We start from the raw sequence: 26,239 nt of genomic DNA, 5'->3' as shown, positions 1-26,239 counted from the left end.
CAACTCCATTTCCCAGGCAATTGTTGCTGTTCAACCCGCGTCATGCCCGCATCATGGCGGTGCGGAACGCAGCCATGGTCTTGCTTTCGCGCGCACCTGTGGTAGCAGGGCATAAGCCAAAACTCAGGGGACCGTCATGGACGATCTTAAAGCAAAATATCTAGGGCAGATCGCCGATGCTGCCGATGAAAACGCGCTGGAGACCATCCGGGTCGCAGCCGTTGGTAAAAAAGGCGAAGTCGCACTGAAGATGCGCGAGCTGGGCAAGATGACGCCCGAAGAACGCCAGGTGGCCGGCCCGGCGCTGAACGCGCTGAAGGATGAAATCAACTCTGCCCTCACCGCCAAGAAGGCAGGTCTGGCTGATGCGGCGCTGGATGAACGTCTGCGCACCGAATGGCTGGATGTGACCCTGCCGGTCCGCCCCTCGCGTCAGGGCAGCCTGCACCCGATCAGCCAGGCTCAGGAAGAGCTGACCGCGATCTTTGCCGAGCTGGGCTTTTCCGTTGCCGAAGGGCCGCGCATTGATACTGACTGGTATAACTTTGACGCACTGAACATCCCCGGCCATCACCCCGCCCGGGCCGAGATGGACACGTTCTACATGCACCGCGCGACAGGCGATGACCGCCCGCCGCATGTGCTGCGCACGCACACCAGCCCGGTGCAGATCCGTTCGATGGAAAAGATGGGCGCGCCCCTGCGCATCATCTGCCCCGGCGGTGTCTATCGCGCCGACTATGACCAGACCCACACGCCGATGTTTCACCAGGTCGAAGGCCTGGCGCTGGACAAGGACATCTCGATGGCGAACCTCAAGTGGGTGCTGGAGGAATTTGTCAAAAGCTTCTTTGAAGTGGACGATGTCGAGCTGCGCTTCCGCGCGTCACACTTTCCCTTCACCGAACCATCGGCCGAGGTCGATATTCGCTGCTCTTGGGACAATGGCCAGCTGAAAATCGGTGAGGGCGACGACTGGATGGAGATCCTTGGCTCCGGCATGGTGCACCCCAAGGTGATCGCCGCTGGCGGTATTGACCCGGATATCTACCAGGGCTTTGCCTTTGGTATCGGCATCGACCGTCTGGCAATGCTGAAATACGGCATCCCCGACCTGCGCGCCTTCTTCGATTCCGACCTACGCTGGCTGCGCCACTACGGCTTCCAATGCCTGGATGTGCCCACACTGCATGGTGGTTTGAGCCGGTGAGTGAAGTTGCGGCTGCAGTCATGTCTCCAGGCCCTTACTGGTTGGATTGGGCCAAGTTTGCAGTCACTATTTTCTCTCCGTTTATTGCTTTGGGAGGGGCGTTATGGATGTACTTTCTCAAAGTCAAAGAAGAGCGGCATGATGAACTGCGTCGTGAACGACTCGCCGTTTACAAGGAATATCTGCGCGTGTTGGATAGCAATCTAAGCGAGACTAACCTTACTTACGCTGATGAAGGGCTGGAGAGGGCGTCCAAGCTCGCCCCGTCTCATCAGCAAATTTCTTTGATGGCGCCCGACGAGGTCGCCCAAGCGTCACTAAAGCTTCTTAATTCCTATGTTGGCGACCATCTTTGGGCTGATGGGAAAAAGATCCGTCTTTTGCACAAGCTTCAGGGGGAACCGACAAAAGAGGATGTTCGGGCGATGTTTCGAGCTAGTGAGCCAATTAGAAACGCACGCGGCGAGTTAATTCGCGCAATGAGAAACGACATAGTGGAGGGTACCAAAATTGACCCTACCCTTACCCATGTTGAGGAACTGGAACGATGAAATTCACTCTTTCCTGGCTGAAAGATCACCTCGACACTGACGCATCAGTGGATGAGATCGCTGAAACCCTGACTGACCTTGGCCTAGAGGTCGAAGAGATCAGCAATCCCGGCGATCGGCTCAAGGATTTTACCCTGGGCTATGTGAAACACGCCGAAAAGCACCCGGATGCAGATAAGCTGCGGGTCTGCAAGGTGGACACGGATGAGGGCGAGATGCAGATCATCTGCGGCGCGCCCAACGCCCGCGAAGGCATCACCGTGGTGGTCTGCAAGCCGGGCATGTATATCCCCGGTCTCGACATCACCATTGGCGTGGGCAAGATCCGCGGCGTGGAAAGCTTTGGCATGATGGCGTCCGAGCGCGAGCTGGAACTGTCGGATGAACACGACGGCATTATCGAGCTGCCCTCGGGCGAAGTGGGCGACCGCTTTGTCGACTGGCTGGCGGAAAACCAGCCCGCCAAGGTGGATCCGGTGATCGAGATCGCCATCACGCCAAACCGCCCCGATGCGCTGGGCATTCACGGTATTGCCCGTGATCTGGCCGCCCGGGGACTTGGCACGCTGAAAACCCCAGACTTTGCGCCCGTCGCGGGCAGCTTCCCCTGCCCGATAAAGGTGAGTATTGATGACGATACCCTGGATGGCTGTCCGCTGTTCTCGGGTCGCCTGATCAAGGGTGTCAAGAACGGCCCCAGCCCGCAGTGGCTGCAGGATCGGCTCAAGGCGATTGGTCTGCGGCCGATTTCGGCGCTGGTCGATATCACCAACTTCTTTACCTATGACCAGAACCGCCCGCTGCATGTCTTTGACGCGGCCAAGGTTGCAGGCGATCTGCGGGTGCACCGCGCCGCAGGTGGTGAAGTGATCAAGGCGCTTGATGAGAAAGACTATACATTTGCGCCCGGGCAAATGGTGATCTCAGATGACAACGGCGCCGAAAGCATTGCCGGCATCATGGGCGGTGAAGAAACCGGTTGCACGGACGAGACCGTGGATGTCTTTCTCGAGAGCGCCTTTTGGGATCACGTGCAGATCGCCCTTACAGGCCGCGCGCTTAAGATCAACTCGGATGCGCGCTATCGTTTTGAGCGCGGCGTTGACCCAGAGTTCACCATCCAGGGCCTGCATCTGGCAACCCAGATGATTCTGGATCTTTGCGGTGGTGAGGCATCGGAAGTGGTGATTGCAGGCGATGTGCCCGATCATTCCCGCGCCTATAAACTGGATGCCGAACGGGTGCAGTCGCTGGTGGGCATGGATATCCCCGAAAGCGATCAGCGCCAGACGCTGACCCGCCTTGGCTTCCGCCTTGAGGGCAATATGGCCAATGTGCCCAGCTGGCGCCCTGATGTGCAGGGAGAGGCCGATCTGGTGGAAGAGGTTGCCCGGATTGCCTCATTGACCAAATTGCAGGGCAAGCCGCTGCCACGGATCACGGATGGTATCCCCAAGGCGGTGATGACCCCGCAGCAGCGCCGCCAGCAGATGGCCCGGCGCACCGCAGCTGGTCTCGGCTACAACGAGGTGGTCAGCTACACCTTTATCGACCAGGCCTCGGCTGCCCTGTTTGGCGGCGGCGATGACGCCACCATGCTGGCCAACCCGATCTCGTCGGAAATGTCACATATGCGCCCAGCCTTGCTGCCGGGTCTGTTGCAGGCGGCAGCGCGCAATCAGGCGCGCGGGTTCATGGATCTGGCGCTGTTTGAGGTTGGCCCGGCCTTTCATGGCGGCGAGCCTGGCGAGCAGCACAATCTGATCTCGGGCATTCTGGTGGGCAGTACCGGCCCCAAGGATGTGCATGGCTCTGCGCGTGCCGTCGATACCTTTGACGCCAAGGCGGATATCGAGGCTATTCTGGCCGCCATCGGTGCCCCGACCAAGGTGCAGATCCTGCGCGGCGCACAGGACTGGTGGCATCCTGGCCGTCACGGCAAGATCTGCCTCGGCCCCAAAAAGGTGCTGGGCATCTTTGGCGAACTGCACCCCAAGGTGATCACTGCCATGGGGATCAAAGGTCCGGTTGTTGCCTTCACCATCTGGCCGGATGAGGTGCCATTGCCACGCAAGAGTGGCGCCACCCGTGCCGCTCTGGGGCAAAGCGATCTACAAGCAGTCGAGCGCGATTTTGCCTTTGTGGTTGATGCCGAGGTCGAGGCGCTGACACTGGTCAATGCGGCCTCTGGCGCAGATAAGGCGCTGATCACCGATGTTCGTATCTTTGACGAATTCATTGGTGGGTCGCTGGGCGAGGGCAAAAAGAGCCTGGCCCTGACCGTGCGCCTGCAACCCAGTGACAAGACGCTGAAGGAAAAGGACATCGAGGCGGTGAGCGAGAAGATCATCGCCAAGGTGACCAAGGCCACAGGTGGCACCCTGCGCGGTTAAGTGTCGTTTCGAATGCATCAGAGTACCAACAAAGACGCGCCTTTCGGGGCGCGTTTTTATTTTCCAGAAAAATAGTCGGCAAGCAGATCATAGACCAATCGAATGCGCCGACTTGTGTGCAGTTCGCGGTGGGTGGTCAGCCAAACCGGAAACCGGAGGGGGGGCTGGTCTGTTAACAGTCGCTCCACACCACTGGAGTGTTTGACCACATCATCGGCCATCGCGCCGATGCCAAAGCCTTGCCGGACCAGTTCCCAGGCGGCCAGCCCACTGTTGGAGCCGATCTTGAAATTGTCCTTGCTGAGGTCGATACCGAGAGGCGTGAGGAAATCAATCGAGCGCTGCACATCTCCAAAATTGACAAAATCATGCGCCGAAAGCGCAGAAAAGCTTTCGGGCCGTCCCCGGCGTTGTAAATAACTAGGGGCTGCGTAAAAATGTGCCGTGGCTTCCTGTACCAGACGGGCGATCAGCTCTGGTTGCTCTGGCCGGACGTGACGAATAGCAATGTCTGCTTCACGCCGCATCAGATCGCGAATGTCATTGGCGGCGACGATATCGATGGTGAGACGCGGCGCCTGTTGGCGCAGTTGATGTAACACTGGCGGCAAGACAAAAGCCGACATCACATCGCTTGCCGTGATACGGACTGTGCCCTCAATCGACTGCGCCTGGGCACTCGCGGCAAGGCTCAGCCCATTGGCACCCTCTACCATCTTGCGCCCGTGGGGGAGCAGCTCGTGCCCGGCATCCGTCAAGGCGAGGCTACGGCCGAGCCGTTCAAATAACATCAGCCCCAGGTTCGCTTCCAATGCTGCCACCTGTCGGGACAGGGTCGGCTGGGTCAAGCCCAGTTGGCGGGCGGCAGCGGAAAGAGAACCTGTTTCGGCCGTGGCAAGAAAGGCGCGGATATGGGTCCAATCGAGAGTATTCATGCATATCTGTATATCGAACCTCCGGTTTTTGGCAATTTATATATGTTCTCCGTATGGCTAGACTGCGCAAAAAGAAGGAGAGACCGGATGAATGAGGATGCGCCTTTTTGGGACAAAATTGCCGCCAAATATGCCAAAGACGCCATTCGCGATGAGGCTGCCTATCGTCAGGCGCTGTCGCGCACAGCCAGCTATCTGAAACCTGAAGATCGGGTTCTCGAACTGGGCTGCGGCACTGGCTCGACGGCAATTGAACTGGCGCCCCAAGTGGCTGAGATCACGGCGTCGGATCTATCACAGGAAATGCTGGGAATCGGTCGTGAACGGGCAAAGGCCGCAGCGGTTGATAATATCCGTTTTCACCATGGGAGCGTTGCGCAGGCCCCGGAAGGGGCATTTGATGTGGTACTGGCGCATAACCTTTTGCATCTGTTGCCTGACTTGAATGCAGCACTGGCGGTGGTGGCGTCGCGCTTGCCAAAAGGCGGGCTGTTCATATCCAAGACACCCTGCCTGGGCGAGGCGCGGGGCAGTGCCAAATATTATCTGTTCAAGACAATGATACCGGTGATGCGGTTCTTTGGGAAAGCTCCGGGCTCTGCGGTACATTTCTTCGACATTTCCAGCCTTGACGATGCGGTCGAGGCCGCTGGGTTTGCCGTGGTCGAGACGGGCAGCTATCCGGTTTCGACGCCGGGGCGTTACATTGTGGCACGCCGCCTCTGATTGGGCTCTGGTGCCGATTGGCGATCCGACCTATTTCTATCGCAAGCAAAATAGAACGGGAGCGCAAAATGACACTCAAGGTTTATCTTTCTGGTGAAATCCACACCGATTGGCGCGAGCAGATCATTGCGGGGGCCAAGGGGTTGGATGTGAGCTTTCAAAGCCCGGTCACCGATCACGGTGCCAGTGACGATTGCGGTGTCGCCATCATGGGCGCCGAAGGCAGCAAATTCTGGCATGACCACAAGGGCGCAAAGCTGAACGCAATTCGGACCCGGAAGGGGATAGAAGATGCGGATGTTGTGGTGGTGCGCTTTGGCGAGAAATACAAACAGTGGAACGCTGCCTTTGATGCGGGCTATGCGGCGGCGCTGGGGAAATCCATCATTGTGCTCAGCCAGCCAGAGCACCAGCACGCCCTGAAAGAGGTTCACGCCGCAGCCCTGGCGGTGACGGATGAGCCGCGCCAGGTGGTGGAAATCCTGTCCTATGTACTGACGGGCTCGCTGCCGAAATGACGGCGCCAATCCTCCGGACCGAACGCCTGATCCTGCGCCCACATGGGGTGCAGGATTTTGATGATGTGGCGGCGCTGTGGGCGGACCCGGCGGTGGTGAAATACATCGGTGGGTCCCCCAACAGCCGTGAGCAGTCCTGGGCGCGATTGCTGCGCAACATGGGCCATTGGCAGGCTCTGGGGTATGGCTATTGGGTGGTTTGTGATCGGGACAGCGGCGACTTCCTGGGGGAGGTGGGCTTTGCCAATTTTCGCCGCGAGATCGCGCCACCGCTGCCAGATGTCCCCGAGGCAGGCTGGGTTCTTGCGACGCAGGCCCATGGGCGCGGAATAGCCAGCGAAGCGGTGGCCTGCATCCATGATTGGGCCGACCAGATGCAGGACTGGCCACAGACGGTGGCAATCTTTGCGCCTGAACATGCCGCCTCGCAACGGGTCGCGGCCAAGCAGGGCTATCAGGCCTCCGGTGAGGCCAGCTATTTTGACGACAAGATTTTGATCATGTCCCGCCAAAGATCTGCGATTGGGTGAGTTCTGCAGCGCTGCTGAATACCACTCATTAACGGGCGCTGCCTAGACTGTGCCGCAGCACATTCTTACCCCAACACTTGGTGAGTCCCGTTTCTGGGGCTCCAATGGACAATACCTATGCAGAACCGTCGACGCGCATCCAAAGAAATCACCCACAGAAGTGAAGATCAGGGCCTGTTCAAAAAGGACCTGGGCCAGTTCCGGGTTTCTTTGGTGCCGCATATCAAACGCAGCAGCCGCGGGGACCTGGTGGTTCGGGGCTATCTCAATGACAGGCGAGAGGTCTTTGTGATTTTTGCCGGGCGGCGGGCCAAGGAAGCGCTCGCTGTTGAGAGCCGGATTAAATCCATGTTTGCACGGGCCAGCCAAGCTGCTGCAAAAGCAGGCAGAACGCCTCCAGACGTCAATGCAATTCGCCTGCCTGTCCATGTCGAAGGCTCTTGGCGGTCGCGGTTTCAGCGGGATGTCTCGGGTTGGGACCACAGAAGCTTCCAGTTGCTGGCCTCTCGCTGGGCCTTTTCCGATGCCGATGGCATGACAAATCTGGGTGGTCGCCCTCCGTTTTCGTAACAGCACCCCGCCAAAGGCGGGGTGCCGGGCCCAACGGGAAGAGGGTTTTTCAAAATCCCGATGACGGGCGGGAGCGCTAGGCGTCGCGTTTGATTTCCACGGTATGGGGATAGGGGATCGAGATGCCCTTGGTGTCGAAGGCTTCTTTGACCGCCTGGGTCATGGCAAATTTCACCTCCCAGTAGTCTGCGGCATCCACCCAGATGCGGGTGGTCAGATCAACCGAGCTATCGCCCAGATTGGTCACCCGGACCCATGGCTCGGGGTCCTGTTTGATCCGGCTGTCTGCGGCGGCCTGTTGCAGAATGATTGCTTTGGCCGCATCGGCGCTGTCGCCGTAGTCGATGCCAAAGACCAGATCAACACGGCGGGTTTTGTGGTGCGAGAAGTTGGTGATCACCGCGCCCCAGGCCTGCCCATTGGGAATGATGATCTGCACATTGTCCGGTGTTGCCAGCTCAGTCACAAACAGGTTCAGATCTACAACCGTGCCGGCGGTGCCGCCGATATCGACGTATTGGCCAATCTTATAGGGGCGAAACAGCACGAGCATGAAGCCGGCTGCCAGATCGCTCAGCGTGCCCTGCAGGGCCAGGCCAATCGCCAGAGTGGCCGCGCCCATCATCGCCACCAGGCTGGTGGCTTCGATGCCAAAGATGCCAAGCACAGCAATCAGGACAACGGCAATCAGCACCCAACGCACCATGCTGGCAACAAAATTGCCAAGCGTGGCGTCTATTTCCGGGGTGGCATTGATCCGTTTGCGAATGGCGCTGCTCACCATTCCGGCGACCATCCAACCAATGATCAAAACGGCCAGCGCCTTGCAGCCGTTCAGCACCATGGGCCAATAGGCAAAACCCTGTTCAATAATATTTTCCATAGTTGTGTCACTCTTCCGGTTTTGTGGTTTTGCGCGGATCAAGCACAGTTGGGCCAAACCAGACAAGGGGAGATCAACAAGAAAAGGCCCCCAAAGTGATCTGAGGGCCTGAGTGCTGTTGTCTGGGTTTGTGGCCGGGTCTGTGGTCAGGCCAGTGGTCAGGCCTGCGCCCTACTTTTTGAGCGCGTCGCGGATCTCCATCAGGATATCCAGCTCACTTGGACCCGCCGGGGCTTCGGGTTCGGGGGCGGCCTCTGCTTTGCGGGTGGCGGCGTCTTTCACCTTGTTGACGTAGCGCACCAGCATAAAGACAACAAAGGCGATGATGAGGAAGTTGATCACTGCCATGATAAAGGCGCCATGGGCAAAGACGGCGGCCCCGGCTTCGCGGGCGGCTTCCAACGAGGCGCCGGCGGCAACCTCTCCAGACAGGACGATATAGGAATTGGTGAAATCAACCCCGCCGGTGAACAACCCGACCAGTGGATTGATCAAATCCCCGACCATGGATTTGACAATGGCGGTAAAGGCGGCGCCAATGATGATCCCAACGGCCATGTCCATGACATTGCCCTTGGCGATAAAGTCTTTAAATTCTGATAACATCTGTACCCCCTGTTTCTGCTGGCACCCTCCGGGACTTTGACCCTTTGGCGCGATCCATTAAGGGAACTGCGAAATACATCTATTGGCTAGAGGAAAATTCCCATTCCGCCATTACAAATGGGTTTTGGCGGGTCTTTTAGGACACAAAAAGGCCCGCCAGTCGGGAGAAACAGGCGGGCCATGAGCTATTTGCGAGAGACCCTTTAGGGTTTCAGCGCCAAGCTCGGAGAGATCACGTCCAGCCCCAGGGCCTTGCCGACGGCATAGTAGGTCAGCTTGCCTGCGTGTACATTCAGGCCGTTCAGCAGATGTGGGTCATCTTCGCAGGCCTGACGCCAGCCTTTGTTGGCCAGGTTCAGCATGAAGGGCAGCGTCGCATTGCCAAGCGCCTGGGTCGAGGTGCGCGCAACCGCGCCGGGCATGTTGGCGACGCAGTAGTGCATGATACCATCGACCTCATAAATTGGATCTGCATGGGTGGTCGCACGGGAGGTCTCAAAACAGCCGCCTTGGTCGATGGCCACATCTACCAATGCCGCACCGGGCTTCATTTCGCTGAGCATGGCGCGTGACACCAGCTTGGGGGCTTCGGCGCCGGGGATCAGCACGGCGCCGATCACCATATCGGCCTCGCGGACCAGATCGGCGGTGGCACCAGCGGTGGAATACTGGTTTTTGAAGTTGCGGCCAAAGACATCATCAAGATATTTCAGCCGGGGCAGAGAGCGGTCCAGAATGGTGACATCTGCGCCCATGCCTGCGGCGATTTTGGCCGCATGGGTGCCAACAACACCGCCGCCAATGACAACAACCTTGGCCGGCGCTACGCCGGGCACGCCGCCCATCAGGATACCGCGACCACCATTGGCCTTTTGCAGCGTCCAGGCGCCAACCTGCGGTGCCAGACGCCCGGCCACTTCGGACATCGGCGCCAGCAGCGGCAGGCCGCCGGAGGCATCGGTGACGGTTTCATAGGCGATGGCGGTGCAGCCGCTTTCCAGCAGATCATGGGTTTGCTGTGGATCGGGGGCCAGGTGAAGATAGGTGAACAGCAGTTGGCCTTCGCGCAGCATCTTGCGCTCAACCGCTTGCGGCTCTTTTACCTTCACGATCATATCGGCGGTGGCAAAGATCTCTTCGGCTGTGTCGATGATCACGGCCCCGGCGGCGATATAGTCGTCATCGCTAAAGCCCGCGCCCAGACCGGCACCCTTTTGAACAAGGGCCTGATGGCCGTGATTGACAGCTTCGCGTGCCGCGTCAGGCGTCATGCCAACCCGGAATTCCTGTGGCTTGATCTCTGTTGGGCAGCCAATTTTCATGATCTCTCCTCCGTTTTCTTTGCGTCAGTCTGACGCAGCTCTGACGACAGGTGCTGCTTTTTTGAGCGGAATAAAAACATGACATTCGAAGAATCTTCACCTAAACCGGCGGAACCTAGCAAGGATCTTTGAAGAAATGTCTCTGGATAGCACGGATCGTCGGATTCTACAGGTTCTGCAACGGCAGGGGCGGATCTCCAACGCCGAGCTGAGCGAGCGGGTCAACCTGTCGGCCTCAGCCTGCCACCGGCGGGTGCAGCGGCTGGAAAGCGACGCCTATATCAAAAGCTACGTTGCTTTGTTGGATGCCCGCAAGATGGCGGTGCCTACCACGGTTTTTGTCGAGATTACATTGCAAAGCCAGGCGGATGAGCTGCTGGATGCTTTTGAACGTGCGGTGGCGCGTATTCCGGACGTGCTGGAGTGCCATCTGATGGCCGGAACTGCGGATTACCTGCTCAAGGTTGTCGCCGAAAACACCGATGATTTTGCCCGCATCCACCGCCAGCACCTGACCCGCCTGCCGGGGGTGGCGCAGATGCAGTCGAGCTTTGCCCTGCGGACCGTGTTCAAAACCACTGCGCTGCCGGTCTAGGGCCGACCAGGCAAGGCTCTGATGGCCAAGGCTTTGATGACAGTGGGGTTTGCAGATTTCCCTCTGTCACGCTCGGTGCATCTGTGGTCTGTTGCAGAAAAATTCAGGCAGGAGACGGGCGATGGAGTGGGACTATATCGTGGTGGGCGCGGGCAGCGCCGGATGTGTTGTCGCCAAGCGGCTGAGCGAAGCAGGCCATAAGGTTCTGCTGCTTGAGGCGGGCGGCAAGGACAATTATCACTGGGTCCATATCCCCATGGGCTATCTCTATTGTATCGACAATCCCCGCACTGACTGGATGTATCGCACCGCTGCCGAGGCGGGGCTGAATGGGCGCAGCCTGCTGTATCCGCGTGGCAAGGTGCTGGGGGGATGTTCGTCGATCAACGGCATGCTTTATCTGCGCGGGCAGGCGGCGGATTATGATGGCTGGCGACAGCGTGGGCTGGCGGGCTGGGGTTGGGACGATGTGCTGCCCTATTTCAAAAAGTCCGAAGACTATGTTGAAGGCGCGTCTGACATGCATGGTGCGGGCGGCGAATGGCGGGTGGAAAACCAGCGGCTGCACTGGGATGTGCTGGACGACTGGATGCAGGCCGCCGCCAGTTGGGGGCTGCCCAAGGTCACCGATTTCAACACCGGCAACAATGAGGGCGTCGGCTATTTCCGGGTCAACCAGCGCGGCGGTTGGCGGATGAACACGGCCAAGGCCTTTTTGCGGACGGTCACTGGCAGTTCCCTGAAAGTTGAGACCAAGGCCCATACCCGCCGCATCCTGATCGAAGACGGCCGCGCGGTTGGGGTGGAATATGACAAGGGCGGCAGCACCCATCAGGTGCGGGCACGCGGTGAGGTGGTGCTGTCGGCAGGGGCGGTGAACTCGCCGCAGATCCTGCAACTGTCCGGCCTGGGGCCGGGGGAGCTGTTGCAGCGCCACGGCATTGCAGTGCTGCGGGATATGCCGGCGGTGGGCGCCAATCTGCAGGACCATTTGCAACTGCGCTGCGCCTGGCGGCTGGAGCGGGGAAAGACGCTGAACACCCTGGCAAACTCGCTGCTGGGCAAGGCCAAGATTGGGTTGGAATATGCGCTGAAACGCTCGGGGCCGATGTCGATGGCACCCAGTCAGCTGGGCGCCTTTTCGCGCTCGCGTCCCGATCTGGCGACGCCGGATCTGGAATATCACGTGCAGCCCCTGACGCTGGAGGCCTTTGGCCAGCCGCTGCATGACTTCCCTGGGCTGACCGCCAGTGTCTGCAACCTGCGCCCCGAAAGTCGCGGCACGGTGCAGATCACCTCTGACGATCCGTATCAGGCGCCCGAGATTGCGCCTAATTACCTGTCCACCGAGGGCGATCGTCAGGTGGCGGTGGCGGCAATCCGTCAGGCGCGCCAGATTATGGCGCAGCCGGCAATGCAGGGCTATGGCCCGCAGGAGATGAAGCCCGGGGGCGCTTCGGATGCGGTGGAGGATCTGGCAAAGGCGGCCGGAGAGATTGGCACCACGATCTTCCATCCCACCTGCACCGTGCATATGGGCGCAGAGGACACGGCACCGCTGGATGCTGAGCTGCGCCTGCGGGGGATCAAAGGGCTAAGGGTGGCGGATGCCAGCGCCATGCCCACCATTCCCAGCGGCAATACCAATGCTCCCAGTATCATGATTGGCGAAAAAGCCGCTGATCTGATCCTTGCGGCCGCGCGGGGATAGCGCTGCTGATCCTTTGAGCCGAGAGGTCGTGCAGTGGTGCCGGGATGCCGCAACCGCAGAAATTGCGGTTGCACCTCACGGTGAAACGCGGTTCCATTGGGACATGGCCGAGTACAGTGGCGCGTCCCAGGTGGACCACATGAGGCTTTGCCGAACAGTCGCGATCCTGCAGTTTTTTTTGCGCGTGACATCAAAGGATCACACTGGCTTGGTAGTGGGATCGACAAATGACAGTACAGTAAAGGAATACGCCCGTGACCAGCGATACCGACTCCGACTCCTTTGATTGGCTTGAGGCTGAGCTGCAGGACACACTGGACGAGGATATCGAAATTGAATTTGCCGAGCCGATGTTGTCCATGGAGCTGCGGAAGATTTACCGCGAGCAACACCCGGAGATGCTGGATCGCAAAGTCTATTTCCGCAACCTGCTGCGTCTTCAGGCAGAGCTGATCAAGCTGCAGGACTGGGTGGTGGAGACCGGCGCCAAGGTGCTGGTGATCATGGAAGGGCGCGACAGTGCCGGCAAGGGCGGGGTGATCAAGCGGATCACCCAGCGGCTTAACCCGCGGGTGGCGCGGGTGGTGGCGCTGCCGGCTCCGAGCCGGCGCGAGCAAAGTCAGTGGTATTTCCAGCGCTATGTGCCCCATCTGCCTTCGGGCGGTGAGATCGTGCTGTTTGACCGCTCCTGGTACAACCGCGCCGGAGTGGAACGGGTGATGGGCTTTGCCGATGAAGACCAGGTGGAAACCTTCTTTCGAGATGTACCGGAATTTGAACGTATGTTGGTACGTTCAAACACTATCGTGTTGAAATACTGGTTCTCGATCACCGACGAAGAGCAGCAGCTGCGGTTTATGATGCGCATTCATGATCCGATGAAACAATGGAAACTGTCACCGATGGATCTGGAAAGCCGCATCCACTGGGAGCAGTATACCAAATCCAAGGAAGAGATGTTCGAACGCACGAACATCCCCGAGGCCCCCTGGTATATCGTGGAAGGCAATGACAAAAAACGCGAACGCCTGAACTGCATCGAGCATCTTTTGAGCAAGATCCCCTATACCGAGGTGAGCAGCGAAAAAGTGTCTTTGCCGGACCGGGAGTATAATCCCGACTACGAGCGCCGGGTGTTGCCGGACGAGCTTTATGTGCCCAAAATCTATTAAGGGCTAAGGTATTAAAGGCTAAAGGGGGGGCTCCCGCCAGCTTAGCGACCTTCTGACGAAGGCCCCACACTGTTGGGCCCCGCACTGTGCCCGAGGGCACAGTGCGGGGCCTCTATGGCGAGGTTTCGATATTGGATAAAAACCGTCGCAGGTAGTTGGTAAAACGGGCGGTCTCCTCTGGTGAAAACCCCTGTAGCAGATCCTGCTGACGCTCAAGCGCGCGGGGGAGGATTTTGCCGTGGAGATCCTGCCCTTTTGGGGTGAGGCTCCAGGACTTGCGCCGCTCATCCCCGCCCTGGGCCTCGGACTGTGCCAGCCCGCTGCCTTCGAGCCGCTGCAACGACCGGCTGACGGCTGCCTTGTCGATCCCTGTGAGGCGGGCCGCCTGAGCGACAGAGCAGCCAGGGCTGCGGGTCAGCATCACCAGCATGCGCCAGTCCATTACGCCAATGCCAAACTCTGCCTGATAGGCACGGGTTGCTTCCCGTGTCAGCCGGTTGCCGGCAAAGGTCACCAGCACGACCGGGCTGTTTTGCAGGCTCAGCGTTGGCGCGGCAGGGTCATCGGGGCTGCCGGTGGCGGTGACCAGGAACATATCGTCAGGCAGGGGAGGGGTATCACTCATGCCCATATCTTAGGGGGACTGTGTTGACATGACAACTCATTCATCTTTCAGTACAGCCAGCAAGATCAAAGCGGGAGGCTGTGATGGCACGGGCTGAACAGTATGACATTGACCTCAAACGGTTCTGGCAGGATCCCTATCCGGATCTGGCGAAGATGCGGGAGCGGGCTGCGGTGGTCTATGTGCCGCAGCTTCAGGCCTATCTGATCACCCGCCGGGACGACATCTTTTGCGAAGAAAAGAGGGTGGAGGTCTTCTCTTCTGAACAGCCGGATGGGTTGATGGTCCAGCTGATGGGCGAGAACATGATGCGCAAAGATGGCGATGCGCATATGCAAGAGCGTCGGGCGATTTTCCCCACGGTCTCTCCCAAAACAGTGCGTGATCACTGGTTGGCGCAGTTTCAGGCCTTGACGCAGGATGTGCTTGAACAGCTGGTGCCCAAGGGGGGCTGCGATCTGGTGCGTGACTACGCCATGGTTGTCTCGGGTGAGGCGCTGAAGCGGATCACCGGGCTGACCAATTTGACGGCTTATGAGATGGATCAGGTCAGCCAGCATATGATTGATGGCTGTGCCAATTATGCAGGCGATGGCGAAGTCGAGCGCCGCTGTCAGGTGGCGACAGACAGGATTGATGCCTGCATCAGCGACAGACTGGCGCAGCCTTTGGATCCCGATGATCGCTCTCTTTTGGCGGTGCAGCAGCGGGCGGGGCTACAGGACGCGGCGATACGGGCCAATATCAAGCTTGCGATTTCTGGTGGCCAGAATGAACCGCGCGATGCCATCGCCGGAACGATCTGGGCGCTGTTGCGCCACCGCGACCAGCTTGCGGAGGTGCTGTCGGGGCGGGTTCCCTGGATGCAGGCCTTTGAAGAATACGCGCGATGGATTTCTCCCATTGGCATGTCACCGCGCCGGGTGGCAAAACCATACACGCTGCAGGGGGCGAGCCTGCAGCCAGAGGATCGGGTGTTTTTGATGTATGGGTCGGGCAATCGGGATGAACGGATCTTTGCCCGCCCGGATGTCTTTGATCTGCACCGCGATTGCTCTGCCGCGATCTCTTTTGGGGCTGGGCCGCATTTCTGTGCCGGGGCGTGGCTGTCCAAGGCGCTGATAAGCCAGGTTGCGCTGCCGATGCTGTTTGAAGCAGTGGAAGATCTGCGTCTTGCAGGGGATACGCAGTTCGGAGGCTGGGCGTTTCGAGGGCCAATCACAGTTCCGGTCGCCTGGTCACCCAAGCCAGACTAAGCGCCCAGGTGGCTGAGTGAGTGCCCAGGTGGCGGGCTGGAGTGGGCTGGCGTGGGCTGGCATGGCTGGCGTGCTGTTCAGCCAGTGTGGTGTTCAGCCCGCTGATCGGGGCTGTGGTTACCGGTTCGAAACCGGCAGGATTCTGGGACGGCGTGGGGCAAGAGCCGGAAAGATTTGGGCGCGCGGGGAAGGATCCCGAGGTGACATAAGCCTTGAGCGCAGGGGGGCAAGGCGCGCCTATTGACTAGGGGGAGCGCTATGTCACCTCGGGTAGAGCCGGGTGTTCCAAATCCGGCTGCAAGCACATGGGCGGGGAAACCCAGAGGTGTCGCCCAGTACAGCCAGTATAGAACGTACGGAGAAAAAATACACGTTAAAGTTTAGTATTGGGAAAAATCTTGCCTATAGGTCGTCCTGCGCTTTGCCGCAAAAGCAAAGCTGGCTCTCTTATGGTGGCAAAGCTGCCGGCACAGATGGGGGCGCGGGCTGTCTGCAAAACCGGCGGTCGGGATGGCAGGCGGTCAGGATCACGGTCAGGATCACGGGGCCCTAGAAATGACAAACCCCCGAGCCATGGCGCGGGGGTCATCAACTTTGTGTCCAGAAAAGAACTGGAAGCCTAAAAGGCCGATAGAAGGAGCTTAGAGCATACCTTCGCGCTGTGCTTTCTTACGCGCCAGTTTACGGGCACGACGGATCGCTTCAGCTTTCTCGCGCGCTTTTTTCTCGGACGGCTTTTCGAAATGTTGCTTGAGCTTCATTTCGCGGAAGACGCCTTCACGCTGCAGCTTTTTCTTCAGAGCGCGGAGCGCCTGATCGACATTGTTGTCACGAACACTAACCTGCATGTGGTTTTCACCACCTTTCTAGATAGAGTTGCAAGGATTTGCAGGAAGTGGCCATATAGCAAAGCTCCTGTATGTTGTCTAGTACTGTGATATCACGCCGCGACTCCCCAGATGCCGGGGGTCGCATCACTTTCATTTCGGGAGACCCCCCATGAGCAGCCAGGAAAACCAGACAGATCAGCCCAGCGATCTGGTGACCCAATTGCTGGATGCAGCCCTGCTGCATGTGGTGTTTGATGGCTGGTCCGAGGCAACATTTGAGGCGGCGATTGCGGATACCGGCATCAACCCGGTGCTGGCGCGGGCGATCTGTCCGCGGGGCGCGGTGGATCTGGCCCTGGCCTATCACCGGCGTGGTGACCAGATGATGCTGGCGCGTCTGGCGCAGAGTGATCTGTCGGACCTGCGGTTCCGTGACCGAATCGCCGCCATGGTGCGCTACCGGTTAGAGGTGGCCGAAGACAAAGAAGCGGTGCGCCGTGGTGTGACACTGTTTGCCTTGCCGCAACATGCCGCAGCGGGGGCCAAGGCTGTGTGGGGCACCTGTGATGCGATCTGGACCGCGCTGGGCGACAGCTCGGAGGATCTGAACTGGTACAGTAAACGTACCATCCTGTCGGGGGTCTATTCCTCGACGCTGCTTTATTGGCTGGGGGATGACAGCCCCAATCATCAGGCCACCTGGGAATTTCTGGATCGGCGTATCGACAACGTGATGCAGTTTGAGAAGGTAAAGGCGGGCCTGCGCAAGAACCCTCTGCTCAAGCCTCTTTTGGCGGCGCCAGAGTGGCTGTCCTCCCAGATCAAACGACCTGCGGCACAGGATGACCTGCCGGGGCGCCAGGACTAGGGCCAGGATTAGAGCCACCGGTTTAGCGCCACCGGTTTGTGACGTAGGATCCGGCTGGGCTTTGCCGGGCTGAGCGATCAGGGTAACTTTCACACCAAGACAGACACACCAAGACAGACACACCAAGACAGACACACCAAGACAGACACACCAAGACAGGGGCCAAAGCAGACGGCTGGGCCAGGACAATAAGGATCTCCCGTATGAGCGACATGATGCGTGCCATTGAAATCTCCACCCCCGGCGGGCCAGAGGTGCTGACGCTCACCCAACGGCCAATGCCGCAGCCAGCGCATGGTCAGGTGGTGCTGAAGGTGGCCTATGCAGGCGTCAACCGTCCGGATGCGCTGCAACGGGCCGGGGCCTATAATCCGCCCGCCGGCGCCAGTGATCTGCCAGGGCTGGAGGCGGCAGGCGAAGTTGTCGCCCTGGGCGCCGGTGTCACCGGATTGGAAATTGGCGACCGGGTCTGCGCCCTGTTGCCCGGTGGTGGCTACGCCGAATATGTCGCAACCCCGGCGGCCCATTGCCTGCCCATTCCGGATGGCATGAGCCTGAAACAGGCGGCCTGCCTGCCGGAAACCTGTTTCACCGTCTGGTCCAATGTCTTTGCCCGTGGTGGGCTAAAGGCCGGCGAGCGGTTTTTGGTGCATGGCGGATCCTCCGGCATTGGCACCACCGCAATCCAGCTGGCCACTGCGCTGGGCGCGCGGGTCTTCACCACCGCCGGGTCGGATGAAAAATGCCAGGCCTGTCGTGATCTTGGTGCTGAACGGGCGATCAACTACAAAACCGAAGATTTTGTTGAGGTGCTGCGCGCCGAGGGCGGTGCTGATCTGATCCTCGACATGGTGGGTGGGGAGTATATCCCCCGCAATATCAAAACCCTCGCCGATGATGGCCGGATGGTGCATATCGCCTTTCTCTCCGGTCCCAAAGCCGAGCTGAACTTTGCCCAGATCATGGCCCGTCGCCTGACGGTGACAGGGTCCACCCTGCGGCCGCAAAGCGATCTGGCAAAGGCGCGCATCGCTCAGGATCTGTTCGAGGTGGTCTGGCCACTGATTGAGGCCGGAAAACTGGCGCCGGTAATGGACAGCGAATTCCCACTGGAAGAAGCTGCCGCCGCCCATGCCCGGATGGAAAGCTCAGGCCATATCGGCAAGATCGTTCTGAAAGTTTCCGACGCCTAGCCTGACAGCTGCACCCGCAGTTGCACCGCAGGGAAACCTGCGGGAGGCTGGAAAAGCGCGCCTGACCCCGGGGGGACGGTGGGGACGGCCAGGCACCACCCGGTGGGCGCCCCGGGCGACACCTCCTCGGCTGTCCCCAGCAGCGTAAGAGGAGGAGGGTCTCAGCGCACCGCGCGCCGATAGAGATGCCAACTGGCATGTCCCAGGATTGGAATCACCAGCACCAGCCCGGCAAAGGCAGGCAGGGAGCCGAGGAAAATCGCCAGCGCCACAAAGGCCCCCCAGGTCAGGGTCACGCGTGGGTTCTTCCGCACCAGTCTGGCCGAGGTGGTGACGGCAATGGGCAGGCCGACATTGCGCTCTAGCAGCAGCGGAAAGGAGACGAGGCTGACCGCCAGGGCAGTGATGGCAAAGACTGCGCCAATCAGCCCGCCCCAAAAGACCATTTGCCAGCCCTCGGGCTGTTGCACGATGGAAAGCAGGAAAGAGCTGAGAGAACTTGGCGCCTCGGGACCGAGGGTGTGGTTGTAGATCGCATTCGCCACCATCAGCCAAGCCGTGAACAGCGCTGCAAGGTAAAACCCAAGGGTCAGAACCGACAGCAGCGCCGGAGAGCGCAGCACCTCAAAGGCATCGCCCCAGCGCGGGGTGAAACCGGCAGCCCGGCGCGCCGACATGATATACAGCCCGACAGAGGCCGCAGGGCCCAGCAGGGCAAAGCCCAGGATCATCGGAAAGATCAGTGGCAGCATGTTGACGTGCAGGCTCATGATCACCAGGCCAAGGCCGATCAACGGGTAGCACAGGATCAGAAACATCGCATCGCTGCGGCAGGCGGCAAAATCCTTGACCCCAGCCTTCAGCGCAGCCCGCAGGTCCGACATTTCCAGGTGATTTACCTCGGGGTGGGCGGTGGTCTCATCGCTGCCCAGGTGTGCCACCGAATCCGAGACATGCGCCGAGGTTAAGCCCAGATGCTGTGCCAGCCAGCTGAGCGGATTTCCGATTGTATGTGCCATGTGCGTGCTCCCGTTCATCCCATATGAGGGCCCGGATCAAGAATGCCGCAAAGCCGCGCCAATGCGGCACAGGACCCATATTACCAAGATCTAGCACATAGCGTGATCACATCCAGTTTACCGGCCTTCACAAGCCCAGGTCACAGGCCTGCCACAGGGGCGCGCGTGCGAGATATCAGCTTTGGTACAAAAGAAACCAACGCGCCAGGCCGGGCAAACAGCAAGCCCCTGACGCCGCAAGGGGCAGCCAGATTGAGTAGGGCAAAGGTGACGACCGGTCCGATTCTCCTGTCACCGAACTGGTGTAAAAAGGGCATCCTTTAGCGAACAATCCTTGATTACATCGCGCCCACAGGGCACCGGCTGCATATCGCGCGACAGGCACAGGCGGACCTCTTGGATGTGATGATCGCGGCAGGTCACGGTGACGCTGTCGGCATCAAACTGCGGGTTGGCTTGCAAAAACGCCTGCTCCACCAATGTCGCAGGCAGGGTCACAGGGCGCTCCAGCTTGCGAAAGATCGCTGGCCGGTTGATGCTGTCATAGGCCGCGCGCGACAGGTCCAGATAGGCCTGCGCGCTGAGGCCAGAGCAGCTGCCGTGTTTCTTCCATTGGTGCCAGGCAAGACCGGGAGTTCCCATGATATCAGCCATTTGTGCTGTATCACTGCGCCGGGGCGGGGCCTCTGGGGTGTTGCAATATGTGGGCCAGCCGCGATGAAACTGCGGCCAGAGCCCGTGCAGGGTCCAGCCATGGTCATGGCGCGGGTCACATTGATCGGATCTCTTGGCGTCGCCTTCGATCTCACACCAGTTGGGCGACCAGCTGAGCGCCAATACGTAATAGTCGAACTCACCTGATTTTTCGCCATCTGCCCAGGCGGCAGGGGCAAATCCCCCGGTGAGAGCCAAAATAGCTGCGAACAAGAACCTGCGCATCGCCTCTTTCCTTATGAAAACAGCGCGACTATATAGGACTGAAGTTCCCCGACAATGGAAACCGACCCCAAATCACCGGGGCAGCCTAATTCAGGCGGCGGGGAAGTTGTATGTTGGGACAAGGTGCAGTTTAGGAGATGAGCACATGGCAAAACCATTGATGGCCAAGGCAACCGCCGTGTGGCTGGTGGACAATACAACGATCAGCTTCAAGCAGATTGCGGATTTCGTCGGCATGCACGAGTTGGAAATTCAGGGCATTGCGGATGGGGATGTCGCTACGGGTGTCAAAGGCTTTGACCCGGTGACCAACAATCAGCTGACCCAGGATGAAATCGACAAGGCCGAGGCCAGCCCGCTGTACAAGCTGAAGCTTAAATTCAACGCCGCAGCTGCAGGCGAAGAAAAACGCCGTGGCCCGCGCTACACGCCCCTGTCCAAGCGCCAGGACCGGCCCAATTCGATTCTCTGGCTGGTAAAGTTCCACCCCGAACTGTCGGATGCTCAGATTGCCAAACTGGTTGGCACCACCAAGCCGACGATCCAGTCGATCCGCGAGCGCACCCACTGGAACATTTCCAACATGCAGCCAATTGACCCGGTTGCTCTGGGTCTGTGCAAGCAGTCCGAACTGGACGCGATTGTGCAAAAGGCCGCCGCGAAGAAGGCCGCCGAAGGCGGCGTGATGAACGATGACGAGCGCCGCAAGCTGGTCTCCACCGAGCAGTCTCTGGGTATGGATTCAGAGCCCAAGATGCCTGCCGGGATCGAAGGTCTCGAAAGCTTTACCCTGGGTGGCGGCAATGAACGTCCCTCAAATAATCCGATGGCGGATGCGGATAGTTTCTTTAACCTTCCCGATGCGGATGACGAGGACGACGAAGACAATTCGGACGACCCACGCGGCTAATATCATCTACCCTGATACATAGACTTTCAAAGGCCATGCCCGCCGGGTGTGGCCTTTTTGGCATGTCTGATTTGCATGTCTTGCGCCTGTGGGGGATCATTGTGACCGAAACAATAATCTCTTTGTTTTTGCGCCTGCCCGCCCCTAGTTTCACACTGACCAGTTACAGGAGAGCGCAAGGTGAACCAATATGCAGGCACGTCCCCCGGTTTGGGGCGCAATCAGCCGCTGTGTGATTTGCGCAGCGATACAGTGACCCGGCCCGATGCAGGCATGATGGCTGCAATTGCAGCGGCGGATCTTGGCGATGATGTCTATGGCGAGGATCCGTCCGTCAACCGGCTTGAGGCCCTGCTTGCCGAACGTCTGGGCAAAGAGGCAGGGCTATTGCTGCCCACCGGAACCCAAAGCAATCTGGTAGCGCTGCTGGCCCATTGTGGCCGCGGTGAAGAGATCCTGGTGGGCGTTGACTACCATGTGAACAAATACGAGGCCGCCGGGGCTTCGGTGCTGGGCGGTATTGCGCTTTGCCCGCTGCCGATCCAGGCGGATGGCAGTTTGCACCCGGATGCAATTGGCGCTGCGATAAAGCCCGATGACAGCCACATGGCAATCAGCCGGTTGCTGTCGCTGGAGAACACCCATAACGGCCAGGCTGTCTCGTTGGCGCAGACCCAAGCCGCCGCCGACACTGCGCGCCAGGCCGGGCTGGCGGTTCATCTGGACGGGGCCCGGTTTTTTAACGCGATCGCGGAACTGGGATGTGCAGAGCAGGATCTGGCGCGGATCCCTGACACCATTTCGATTTGCCTCTCCAAAGGTCTTGGCACGCCGGCGGGGTCGGTTCTGGTGGGCCCCAGGGATCTGATCCGCAAGGCGCGCCGCTGGCGCAAGATGCTGGGCGGTGGCATGCGGCAGTCTGGTCTATTGGCGGCTGCGGGGCTTTATGCGCTGGACCACAATGTTGCCCGTCTGAGCGAAGACCACGCGAGGGCCGCAGCGCTGGCTGCAACCCTTCGGAGCCTGGAATGTGGCGCGGTAACCCAGGCCAGCAACATGGTGTTCTTTACCCCCGGCGACGGGCGAAACACCGACCTTCAGGCGCATTTGGCCGAGAGCGGCGTGGTAATTGGCGCCGGTGAAACGGGGCCGATCCGATTGGTGTTGCACCGTGATGTCAGCGACGCAGGGCTGGACCTGGTGACGCAGGCCTTACGGCAGTTTTACGGCTGATGCCCAGACAGGGTCGCCTGCCGGAGGAAGCGGACGGAGGAGGCGGAGGCAACCAGTCACATCGGTAATTGTCGTCGCGATTTTGACCTCAGAGCTGTTTGCGGGCTTTGAGAGCGGCAATGATTGTACCGTCATCCAGGTAGTCCAGCTCACCGCCAATTGGTACGCCCTGTGCCAGCGTGGTGAGCTGCACCTGATCCTCCAGCTGGTCGGCGATGTAATGGGCTGTGGTCTGGCCGTCGATGGTGGCGTTGAGTGCCAAAATGACCTCGCGCACCCCTTCGCTGGCGACCCGGTCCACCAGTCGCGGGATGCGCAGGTCTTCGGGGCCAATGGCATCCAGCGCTGACAGGGTGCCGCCCAACACGTGATACCGGCCCTTAAAGCTCGCGGCCCGCTCCATCGCCCAAAGATCCGAGACGGTTTCGACCACGCAGATCTCTCCATTGGCGCGCCTCTCATCGGTGCAGATCCCGCAAATGTCACGGGTGCCGACATTGCCGCAGTTCAGGCATTCGCGGGCACTGGTCGCCACCTGTCCCAGACTTTCGGCAAGCGGGGTAAGCAGCAGCGCCCGTTTGCGGATAAGATGCAGCACCGCCCGACGGGCCGAACGCGGCCCCATGCCGGGGAGTTTTGCCATCAGGGCAATCAAATGCTCGATCTCGCTGATGCTGTCGTCGTTCATGTCTTGGGTCCTTTGCGATTGGTACATATAGGCGCAAAGCACCCGGGCGCTGCAAGGCCCATGGCCCAACTGCCTGGGCTTTGTTTCCGGGGCCGGCCTCGTCCACCAGGGGCGGGGTGGGCAATTTGCCGAAACAGGATTTCGAATCAAGCTGGCGACGGGGGGCGGCCAGGCCCCGAAAAACCCCTAAAAGCCCTGGCATCATGTGTTTCAGCCAGGCAGTTTCCCGCTATTTGCGTCAAAGGCCAAAAAAAACCTGGGCACCATTGGCTGCGGGCGGGTTGGTGAATGAACAGCGACGGGGCAGGGCAGAATGCAGCGGGCTGGGCGCAAACGCTGATTTTCTGGGGTTTCGGCGCGATGGGGGCTGCCCCTGACCACCTCCCCTGTCTGTTTGCATAGGTGCTAACCAGCCTTGAACGTATATTCACCCTTGAAAAAAAATCAACCTCCGCGCATATAGGCACTGCTAACGTTTTTCTTTTTCGACCCACTGTCTCCCGTTTACGGCGTTCAGTCTTCGATCCAGACCTACCACGCCGGGCTGCCGCACCAACGCGGGCAGCATTTAATAGGAGATTACGGACATGGCTTCAGGCACCGTAAAATGGTTTAACTCGACCAAAGGCTTCGGCTTCATTGCACCCGATGGCGGCAGCAAAGACGTATTTGTTCACATTTCTGCTGTTGAGCGTTCCGGTCTGACCGGTCTGGCCGACAACCAGAAAGTGACTTTTGACATCGAACCCGGCCGCGACGGTCGTGAGTCCGCTGTGAACCTCGAACTGGCGTAAGCCTTTTCCGAGCCAGAATTCTGAAAACGCGGTCTCCTTTTGGGGGCCGCGTTTTTCTTTTGGCATTGGCGAAAGACCAAAGAGCCAAAGCTGCAGACACATAAAAAGGCGCCCCCTTGGGGGCGCCTTTTCAGGTTCGATCATGTGCTGCGCTGTTAGAAAGGCAGCTTGATATCCTTGGGCAGGCCCATGCTCTCGGTCAGGTTTTTCATTTCTTCCTGTGCCTTCAGCGCCGCCTTGGACTGGGCATCCTTGATCGCCGCCAGGATCAGGTCCTCGACAACTTCCTTGTCATCACCGGAAAAGATCGACGGATCAATGTCGAGCTCTTTCAGCTCCCCCTTGGCCGAGGCCGTGGCCTTGACCAAGCCGGCCCCTGCTTCGCCAACCACCATGACATTGTGCAGCTCTTCCTGCATCTCTGCCATTTTGGTCTGCAGTTCCTGTGCCGATTTCATCATCTTGGCCATGTCGCCAAGACCGCCGAGGCCTTTGAGCATTGGATCTCTCCTAAAAGTTCTGTTGGGTTCTAAATACGAAGCCAGGGCCACGCGCACAAGGGTAAGCTCTCGATCTATGGCTTGCGAGACTGTGGCGCGATGCGAAACCGGTCGCGATAGGCGCCGGGGGTGAGGCCCGTGACCGATTTGAAGGCGCGCGAAAAGGCAGGCAGATCCGCATAGCCGACGGCCCAGGAAATCTCTGCAACCGTGGCTGTGCTTTGCTCCAGCCGGTTGCGGGCCTTTTCAATGCGCAGACTTTGAAGATATGCCGCTGGCGTATAGCCGGTGGCGCGGTCAAAATGGCGGCTGAAACTGCGCAGGCTCATGCCGGCAACCTGTGCCAGGTCGGCGCTGGCCAGGGGCGTGGCAAGATGTTGCTCCATGTGGCGCTGGGCCTTCAGGATGCCGCTGTTGCCATGGCTGCGGTTGGGGCGAAAGCTGGAGTAATGCCGCTGCGCCCGCCCCGCCGGGTCGACCAGAAGATGCCGCGACAGTTTTGACACCATGCCTGGCCCGTACCATAGCCCGACGAGGTGAAGGCCCAGATCCAGCCAGGCCATAAGCCCGCCGGCGGTGATCACATCGTGATCATCAATCAGGATCTCTTCTGCCTGCAGGTCCACCTGTGGAAACCTGGTCTGAAATTCCTGCTCCAATGCCCAGTGGGTGGTGGCGGGGCGTCCCTGCAACAGGCCTGCGGCCCCCAGCCAAAAGGCGCCGGCGCAGACCGAACAGGCAATCGCCCCTCTGCGGTGCTGGGAGTGCGCCCAGTCGGCAAGCGGGTCGCCCGGGGTGCCCCGCTGCTGCTCCAGAGATGGCGGAAACACAAAGGCTGTGAAGTCCCTGTCGGGTGGGGTCGCGGCGGTCACCAGGGTGATTTCTGGCCCTGGCACATCCGGGGCCAGGCGCGGCACCAGTGAAAACAGATCCGCCAGCCCCCAAAGCGCGGATTTCTGCACCCCGGGATAATCAACCAGCGCAAGTGAGATATTTGGCCGTTCCTGCATATCTATTGTCGTACGCGCCAATGTGTTCTGCAGTCAAGCCCTGGCATTACTGAGGTCATGATATCAAAAGGAGGCTCAAGATGAGCAAGACTGCATTGTTGTTGGTGGACATTCAGAACGACTATTTCCCAGGCGGGGACTGGGAGCTGCATGCGATGGAGCAGGCGGCTGAAAATGCCGCGTCTCTGCTTGCCGCAGCGCGTGAGGCTGGCCAGATGGTGGTTCATATTCGCCATGAAAACCCTTCGGCTGAGGCTCCGTTCTTTCGTCCGGGCAGCCGCGGGGCAGAAATTCACAGCGCGGTTGCCCCCACCGCAGATGAGCCGATTTTGACCAAGGCGCGGCCCAATAGTTTTCTCGACACGGGCCTGTCGGACCTGTTGCAAGAGGCCGGGATTGAGGCACTGACCCTCTGTGGCGCCATGAGCCAGATGTGCATTGATGCCACAGCACGGGCGGGGCGTGATCTTGGCTTTGACATCACCCTGGCAGAAGATGCCTGTGCCGCACGGGCCATGGCGTTTGGCGGCGTTGAGCTGAGCGCCCAGCAGGTTCATGCGGCCTTTATGGCGCCCTTAGCCATGAGCTATGCGCGGGTTGTTTCAACCGCTGAGCTGCTGAAAAACTGACGCATTTTGGGGCATTCACCAGG

Annotated in this window: 28 protein-coding genes; 17 read left to right on the top strand and 11 right to left on the bottom strand. The window is 59.5% G+C overall.

The window, feature by feature from the left end; genetic code table 11:
- Positions 1–136: 136 nt before the first annotated feature.
- The 3 genes from pheS to pheT are packed head-to-tail and all read left to right on the top strand — an operon-like array spanning position 137 to position 4,154.
- Positions 137–1,210: a phenylalanine--tRNA ligase subunit alpha gene (gene pheS, locus ARCT_RS0120050; RefSeq protein ID WP_027241679.1), complete on the top strand. Its 1,074-nt coding sequence runs from the start codon at positions 137–139 to the stop codon at positions 1,208–1,210.
- Positions 1,207–1,761, top strand: coding sequence for a hypothetical protein (locus ARCT_RS0120045; protein ID WP_154665406.1), 555 nt, complete (start codon positions 1,207–1,209; stop codon positions 1,759–1,761). The genes pheS and ARCT_RS0120045 overlap by 4 nt, the downstream gene beginning before the upstream one ends.
- Positions 1,758–4,154: a phenylalanine--tRNA ligase subunit beta gene (gene pheT, locus ARCT_RS0120040; protein ID WP_027241677.1), complete on the top strand. Its 2,397-nt coding sequence runs from the start codon at positions 1,758–1,760 to the stop codon at positions 4,152–4,154. The genes ARCT_RS0120045 and pheT overlap by 4 nt, the downstream gene beginning before the upstream one ends.
- Before the next feature lie 56 nt (positions 4,155–4,210).
- Here pheT and ARCT_RS0120035 read toward each other — a convergent pair whose 3' ends face one another.
- The gene (locus ARCT_RS0120035; RefSeq protein ID WP_027241676.1) at positions 4,211–5,089 is read right to left on the bottom strand and encodes a LysR family transcriptional regulator; all 879 of its coding nucleotides are present in this window, start codon (positions 5,087–5,089) and stop codon (positions 4,211–4,213) included.
- An 87-nt stretch (positions 5,090–5,176) separates the two neighbouring features.
- On the opposite strand from ARCT_RS0120035, the gene ARCT_RS0120030 reads away from it, so the two are divergent.
- From ARCT_RS0120030 to ARCT_RS26590, 4 genes are all read left to right on the top strand, one after another.
- Positions 5,177–5,815, top strand: a complete 639-nt coding sequence (locus tag ARCT_RS0120030) for a class I SAM-dependent methyltransferase (RefSeq protein WP_027241675.1) — start codon at positions 5,177–5,179, stop codon at positions 5,813–5,815.
- A gap of 68 nt (positions 5,816–5,883) precedes the next feature.
- Positions 5,884–6,333 (top strand): YtoQ family protein, encoded by a 450-nt coding sequence (locus ARCT_RS0120025; RefSeq protein ID WP_027241674.1) that lies wholly within the window; start codon positions 5,884–5,886, stop codon positions 6,331–6,333.
- A complete protein-coding gene (locus ARCT_RS0120020) occupies positions 6,330–6,863 on the top strand; it encodes a GNAT family N-acetyltransferase (RefSeq protein WP_027241673.1) in 534 nt (177 codons plus the stop codon). The genes ARCT_RS0120025 and ARCT_RS0120020 overlap by 4 nt, the downstream gene beginning before the upstream one ends.
- Before the next feature lie 117 nt (positions 6,864–6,980).
- A complete protein-coding gene (locus tag ARCT_RS26590) occupies positions 6,981–7,433 on the top strand; it encodes a hypothetical protein (protein ID WP_036785201.1) in 453 nt (150 codons plus the stop codon).
- A 76-nt stretch (positions 7,434–7,509) separates the two neighbouring features.
- Here the strand turns inward: ARCT_RS26590 and ARCT_RS0120010 are convergent, their stop codons facing one another.
- The 3 genes from ARCT_RS0120010 to ald all read right to left on the bottom strand — a co-directional run bounded on the left by ARCT_RS0120010 (position 7,510) and on the right by ald (position 10,244).
- Entirely contained in the window at positions 7,510–8,316 is an 807-nt protein-coding gene (locus tag ARCT_RS0120010) for a mechanosensitive ion channel family protein (protein ID WP_027241672.1), read from the bottom strand.
- Between the two features lie 171 nt (positions 8,317–8,487).
- Complete coding sequence (gene mscL / locus ARCT_RS0120005) at positions 8,488–8,922, bottom strand: large conductance mechanosensitive channel protein MscL (RefSeq protein WP_027241671.1); 435 nt, start codon at positions 8,920–8,922, stop codon at positions 8,488–8,490.
- A 203-nt stretch (positions 8,923–9,125) separates the two neighbouring features.
- Positions 9,126–10,244 (bottom strand): alanine dehydrogenase, encoded by a 1,119-nt coding sequence (gene ald, locus ARCT_RS0120000; protein ID WP_027241670.1) that lies wholly within the window; start codon positions 10,242–10,244, stop codon positions 9,126–9,128.
- A 136-nt stretch (positions 10,245–10,380) separates the two neighbouring features.
- On the opposite strand from ald, the gene ARCT_RS0119995 reads away from it, so the two are divergent.
- From ARCT_RS0119995 to ppk2, 3 genes are all read left to right on the top strand, one after another.
- Complete coding sequence (locus ARCT_RS0119995) at positions 10,381–10,839, top strand: Lrp/AsnC family transcriptional regulator (protein WP_027241669.1); 459 nt, start codon at positions 10,381–10,383, stop codon at positions 10,837–10,839.
- A gap of 121 nt (positions 10,840–10,960) precedes the next feature.
- Positions 10,961–12,550, top strand: a complete 1,590-nt coding sequence (locus ARCT_RS0119990) for a GMC family oxidoreductase (protein ID WP_027241668.1) — start codon at positions 10,961–10,963, stop codon at positions 12,548–12,550.
- A 254-nt stretch (positions 12,551–12,804) separates the two neighbouring features.
- Positions 12,805–13,722: a polyphosphate kinase 2 gene (gene ppk2, locus ARCT_RS0119985; RefSeq protein WP_027241667.1), complete on the top strand. Its 918-nt coding sequence runs from the start codon at positions 12,805–12,807 to the stop codon at positions 13,720–13,722.
- Positions 13,723–13,834: 112 nt separating this feature from the next.
- Here ppk2 and ARCT_RS26585 read toward each other — a convergent pair whose 3' ends face one another.
- Positions 13,835–14,347 (bottom strand): MarR family winged helix-turn-helix transcriptional regulator, encoded by a 513-nt coding sequence (locus ARCT_RS26585; RefSeq protein WP_240476348.1) that lies wholly within the window; start codon positions 14,345–14,347, stop codon positions 13,835–13,837.
- An 83-nt stretch (positions 14,348–14,430) separates the two neighbouring features.
- Between ARCT_RS26585 and ARCT_RS0119975 the strand changes: the two genes are divergently transcribed.
- Entirely contained in the window at positions 14,431–15,603 is a 1,173-nt protein-coding gene (locus tag ARCT_RS0119975; RefSeq protein ID WP_027241665.1) for a cytochrome P450, read from the top strand.
- Positions 15,604–16,244: 641 nt separating this feature from the next.
- On the opposite strand, the gene rpsU is transcribed toward ARCT_RS0119975, so the two are convergent.
- Positions 16,245–16,451 carry a 30S ribosomal protein S21 gene (gene rpsU / locus ARCT_RS0119970; RefSeq protein WP_008207378.1) on the bottom strand — a complete coding sequence of 69 codons (207 nt, stop codon included), beginning with the start codon at positions 16,449–16,451 and terminating at the stop codon, positions 16,245–16,247.
- A gap of 151 nt (positions 16,452–16,602) precedes the next feature.
- Here rpsU and ARCT_RS0119965 point away from each other — a divergent pair, with 151 nt between their 5' ends.
- The gene (locus ARCT_RS0119965) at positions 16,603–17,301 is read left to right on the top strand and encodes a COQ9 family protein (RefSeq protein WP_027241664.1); all 699 of its coding nucleotides are present in this window, start codon (positions 16,603–16,605) and stop codon (positions 17,299–17,301) included.
- A 203-nt stretch (positions 17,302–17,504) separates the two neighbouring features.
- Positions 17,505–18,494, top strand: a complete 990-nt coding sequence (locus ARCT_RS0119960; protein WP_027241663.1) for an NAD(P)H-quinone oxidoreductase — start codon at positions 17,505–17,507, stop codon at positions 18,492–18,494.
- A 161-nt stretch (positions 18,495–18,655) separates the two neighbouring features.
- Here ARCT_RS0119960 and ARCT_RS0119955 read toward each other — a convergent pair whose 3' ends face one another.
- Positions 18,656–19,513 carry a DUF2189 domain-containing protein gene (locus ARCT_RS0119955; RefSeq protein ID WP_027241662.1) on the bottom strand — a complete coding sequence of 286 codons (858 nt, stop codon included), beginning with the start codon at positions 19,511–19,513 and terminating at the stop codon, positions 18,656–18,658.
- A 291-nt stretch (positions 19,514–19,804) separates the two neighbouring features.
- The gene (locus ARCT_RS0119950) at positions 19,805–20,452 is read right to left on the bottom strand and encodes a ribonuclease T2 family protein (protein ID WP_027241661.1); all 648 of its coding nucleotides are present in this window, start codon (positions 20,450–20,452) and stop codon (positions 19,805–19,807) included.
- 145 nt (positions 20,453–20,597) lie between these two features.
- Between ARCT_RS0119950 and ARCT_RS0119945 the strand changes: the two genes are divergently transcribed.
- Together ARCT_RS0119945 and ltaE are read left to right on the top strand one after the other, a co-directional pair.
- Positions 20,598–21,362 carry a DUF1013 domain-containing protein gene (locus tag ARCT_RS0119945; protein WP_027241660.1) on the top strand — a complete coding sequence of 255 codons (765 nt, stop codon included), beginning with the start codon at positions 20,598–20,600 and terminating at the stop codon, positions 21,360–21,362.
- Between the two features lie 180 nt (positions 21,363–21,542).
- Positions 21,543–22,595, top strand: a complete 1,053-nt coding sequence (gene ltaE / locus ARCT_RS0119940) for a low-specificity L-threonine aldolase (RefSeq protein WP_084300910.1) — start codon at positions 21,543–21,545, stop codon at positions 22,593–22,595.
- An 88-nt stretch (positions 22,596–22,683) separates the two neighbouring features.
- Here ltaE and recR read toward each other — a convergent pair whose 3' ends face one another.
- Complete coding sequence (recR, locus tag ARCT_RS0119935; RefSeq protein ID WP_027241658.1) at positions 22,684–23,283, bottom strand: recombination mediator RecR; 600 nt, start codon at positions 23,281–23,283, stop codon at positions 22,684–22,686.
- 587 nt (positions 23,284–23,870) lie between these two features.
- Here recR and ARCT_RS0119925 point away from each other — a divergent pair.
- The gene (locus ARCT_RS0119925) at positions 23,871–24,077 is read left to right on the top strand and encodes a cold-shock protein (protein ID WP_009809887.1); all 207 of its coding nucleotides are present in this window, start codon (positions 23,871–23,873) and stop codon (positions 24,075–24,077) included.
- Between the two features lie 155 nt (positions 24,078–24,232).
- On the opposite strand, the gene ARCT_RS0119920 is transcribed toward ARCT_RS0119925, so the two are convergent.
- Together ARCT_RS0119920 and ARCT_RS0119915 are read right to left on the bottom strand one after the other, a co-directional pair.
- Positions 24,233–24,577 carry a YbaB/EbfC family nucleoid-associated protein gene (locus ARCT_RS0119920; RefSeq protein ID WP_027241657.1) on the bottom strand — a complete coding sequence of 115 codons (345 nt, stop codon included), beginning with the start codon at positions 24,575–24,577 and terminating at the stop codon, positions 24,233–24,235.
- 74 nt (positions 24,578–24,651) lie between these two features.
- Positions 24,652–25,587 carry a GlxA family transcriptional regulator gene (locus ARCT_RS0119915; protein ID WP_036785195.1) on the bottom strand — a complete coding sequence of 312 codons (936 nt, stop codon included), beginning with the start codon at positions 25,585–25,587 and terminating at the stop codon, positions 24,652–24,654.
- An 80-nt stretch (positions 25,588–25,667) separates the two neighbouring features.
- Between ARCT_RS0119915 and ARCT_RS0119910 the strand changes: the two genes are divergently transcribed.
- Entirely contained in the window at positions 25,668–26,216 is a 549-nt protein-coding gene (locus tag ARCT_RS0119910) for a cysteine hydrolase family protein (protein WP_027241655.1), read from the top strand.
- The last annotated feature ends 23 nt before the right edge of the window (positions 26,217–26,239 follow it).

This window comes from Pseudophaeobacter arcticus DSM 23566, assembly GCF_000473205.1.
In the GTDB taxonomy this organism is placed as follows: domain Bacteria; phylum Pseudomonadota; class Alphaproteobacteria; order Rhodobacterales; family Rhodobacteraceae; genus Pseudophaeobacter; species Pseudophaeobacter arcticus.
This window is presented reverse-complemented; position numbering and strand designations above follow the sequence as displayed.

What these genes read in the sequence shown, in the direction of transcription:
- pheS (WP_027241679.1), top strand. Translation starts at nt 137, where the DNA reads ATGGACGATCTTAAAGCAAAATATCTAGGGCAGATCGCCGATGCTGCC.
- pheT (WP_027241677.1), top strand. Translation starts at nt 1,758, where the DNA reads ATGAAATTCACTCTTTCCTGGCTGAAAGATCACCTCGACACTGACGCA.
- ARCT_RS0120035 (WP_027241676.1), bottom strand. Translation starts at nt 5,089, where the DNA reads ATGAATACTCTCGATTGGACCCATATCCGCGCCTTTCTTGCCACGGCC.
- ARCT_RS0120030 (WP_027241675.1), top strand. Translation starts at nt 5,177, where the DNA reads ATGAATGAGGATGCGCCTTTTTGGGACAAAATTGCCGCCAAATATGCC.
- ARCT_RS0120025 (WP_027241674.1), top strand. Translation starts at nt 5,884, where the DNA reads ATGACACTCAAGGTTTATCTTTCTGGTGAAATCCACACCGATTGGCGC.
- ARCT_RS0120020 (WP_027241673.1), top strand. Translation starts at nt 6,330, where the DNA reads ATGACGGCGCCAATCCTCCGGACCGAACGCCTGATCCTGCGCCCACAT.
- ARCT_RS26590 (WP_036785201.1), top strand. Translation starts at nt 6,981, where the DNA reads ATGCAGAACCGTCGACGCGCATCCAAAGAAATCACCCACAGAAGTGAA.
- ARCT_RS0120010 (WP_027241672.1), bottom strand. Translation starts at nt 8,316, where the DNA reads ATGGAAAATATTATTGAACAGGGTTTTGCCTATTGGCCCATGGTGCTG.
- mscL (WP_027241671.1), bottom strand. Translation starts at nt 8,922, where the DNA reads ATGTTATCAGAATTTAAAGACTTTATCGCCAAGGGCAATGTCATGGAC.
- ald (WP_027241670.1), bottom strand. Translation starts at nt 10,244, where the DNA reads ATGAAAATTGGCTGCCCAACAGAGATCAAGCCACAGGAATTCCGGGTT.
- ARCT_RS0119995 (WP_027241669.1), top strand. Translation starts at nt 10,381, where the DNA reads ATGTCTCTGGATAGCACGGATCGTCGGATTCTACAGGTTCTGCAACGG.
- ARCT_RS0119990 (WP_027241668.1), top strand. Translation starts at nt 10,961, where the DNA reads ATGGAGTGGGACTATATCGTGGTGGGCGCGGGCAGCGCCGGATGTGTT.
- ARCT_RS26585 (WP_240476348.1), bottom strand. Translation starts at nt 14,347, where the DNA reads ATGAGTGATACCCCTCCCCTGCCTGACGATATGTTCCTGGTCACCGCC.
- ARCT_RS0119975 (WP_027241665.1), top strand. Translation starts at nt 14,431, where the DNA reads ATGGCACGGGCTGAACAGTATGACATTGACCTCAAACGGTTCTGGCAG.
- rpsU (WP_008207378.1), bottom strand. Translation starts at nt 16,451, where the DNA reads ATGCAGGTTAGTGTTCGTGACAACAATGTCGATCAGGCGCTCCGCGCT.
- ARCT_RS0119965 (WP_027241664.1), top strand. Translation starts at nt 16,603, where the DNA reads ATGAGCAGCCAGGAAAACCAGACAGATCAGCCCAGCGATCTGGTGACC.
- ARCT_RS0119960 (WP_027241663.1), top strand. Translation starts at nt 17,505, where the DNA reads ATGAGCGACATGATGCGTGCCATTGAAATCTCCACCCCCGGCGGGCCA.
- ARCT_RS0119955 (WP_027241662.1), bottom strand. Translation starts at nt 19,513, where the DNA reads ATGGCACATACAATCGGAAATCCGCTCAGCTGGCTGGCACAGCATCTG.
- ARCT_RS0119950 (WP_027241661.1), bottom strand. Translation starts at nt 20,452, where the DNA reads ATGCGCAGGTTCTTGTTCGCAGCTATTTTGGCTCTCACCGGGGGATTT.
- ARCT_RS0119945 (WP_027241660.1), top strand. Translation starts at nt 20,598, where the DNA reads ATGGCAAAACCATTGATGGCCAAGGCAACCGCCGTGTGGCTGGTGGAC.
- recR (WP_027241658.1), bottom strand. Translation starts at nt 23,283, where the DNA reads ATGAACGACGACAGCATCAGCGAGATCGAGCATTTGATTGCCCTGATG.
- ARCT_RS0119925 (WP_009809887.1), top strand. Translation starts at nt 23,871, where the DNA reads ATGGCTTCAGGCACCGTAAAATGGTTTAACTCGACCAAAGGCTTCGGC.
- ARCT_RS0119920 (WP_027241657.1), bottom strand. Translation starts at nt 24,577, where the DNA reads ATGCTCAAAGGCCTCGGCGGTCTTGGCGACATGGCCAAGATGATGAAA.
- ARCT_RS0119915 (WP_036785195.1), bottom strand. Translation starts at nt 25,587, where the DNA reads ATGCAGGAACGGCCAAATATCTCACTTGCGCTGGTTGATTATCCCGGG.
- ARCT_RS0119910 (WP_027241655.1), top strand. Translation starts at nt 25,668, where the DNA reads ATGAGCAAGACTGCATTGTTGTTGGTGGACATTCAGAACGACTATTTC.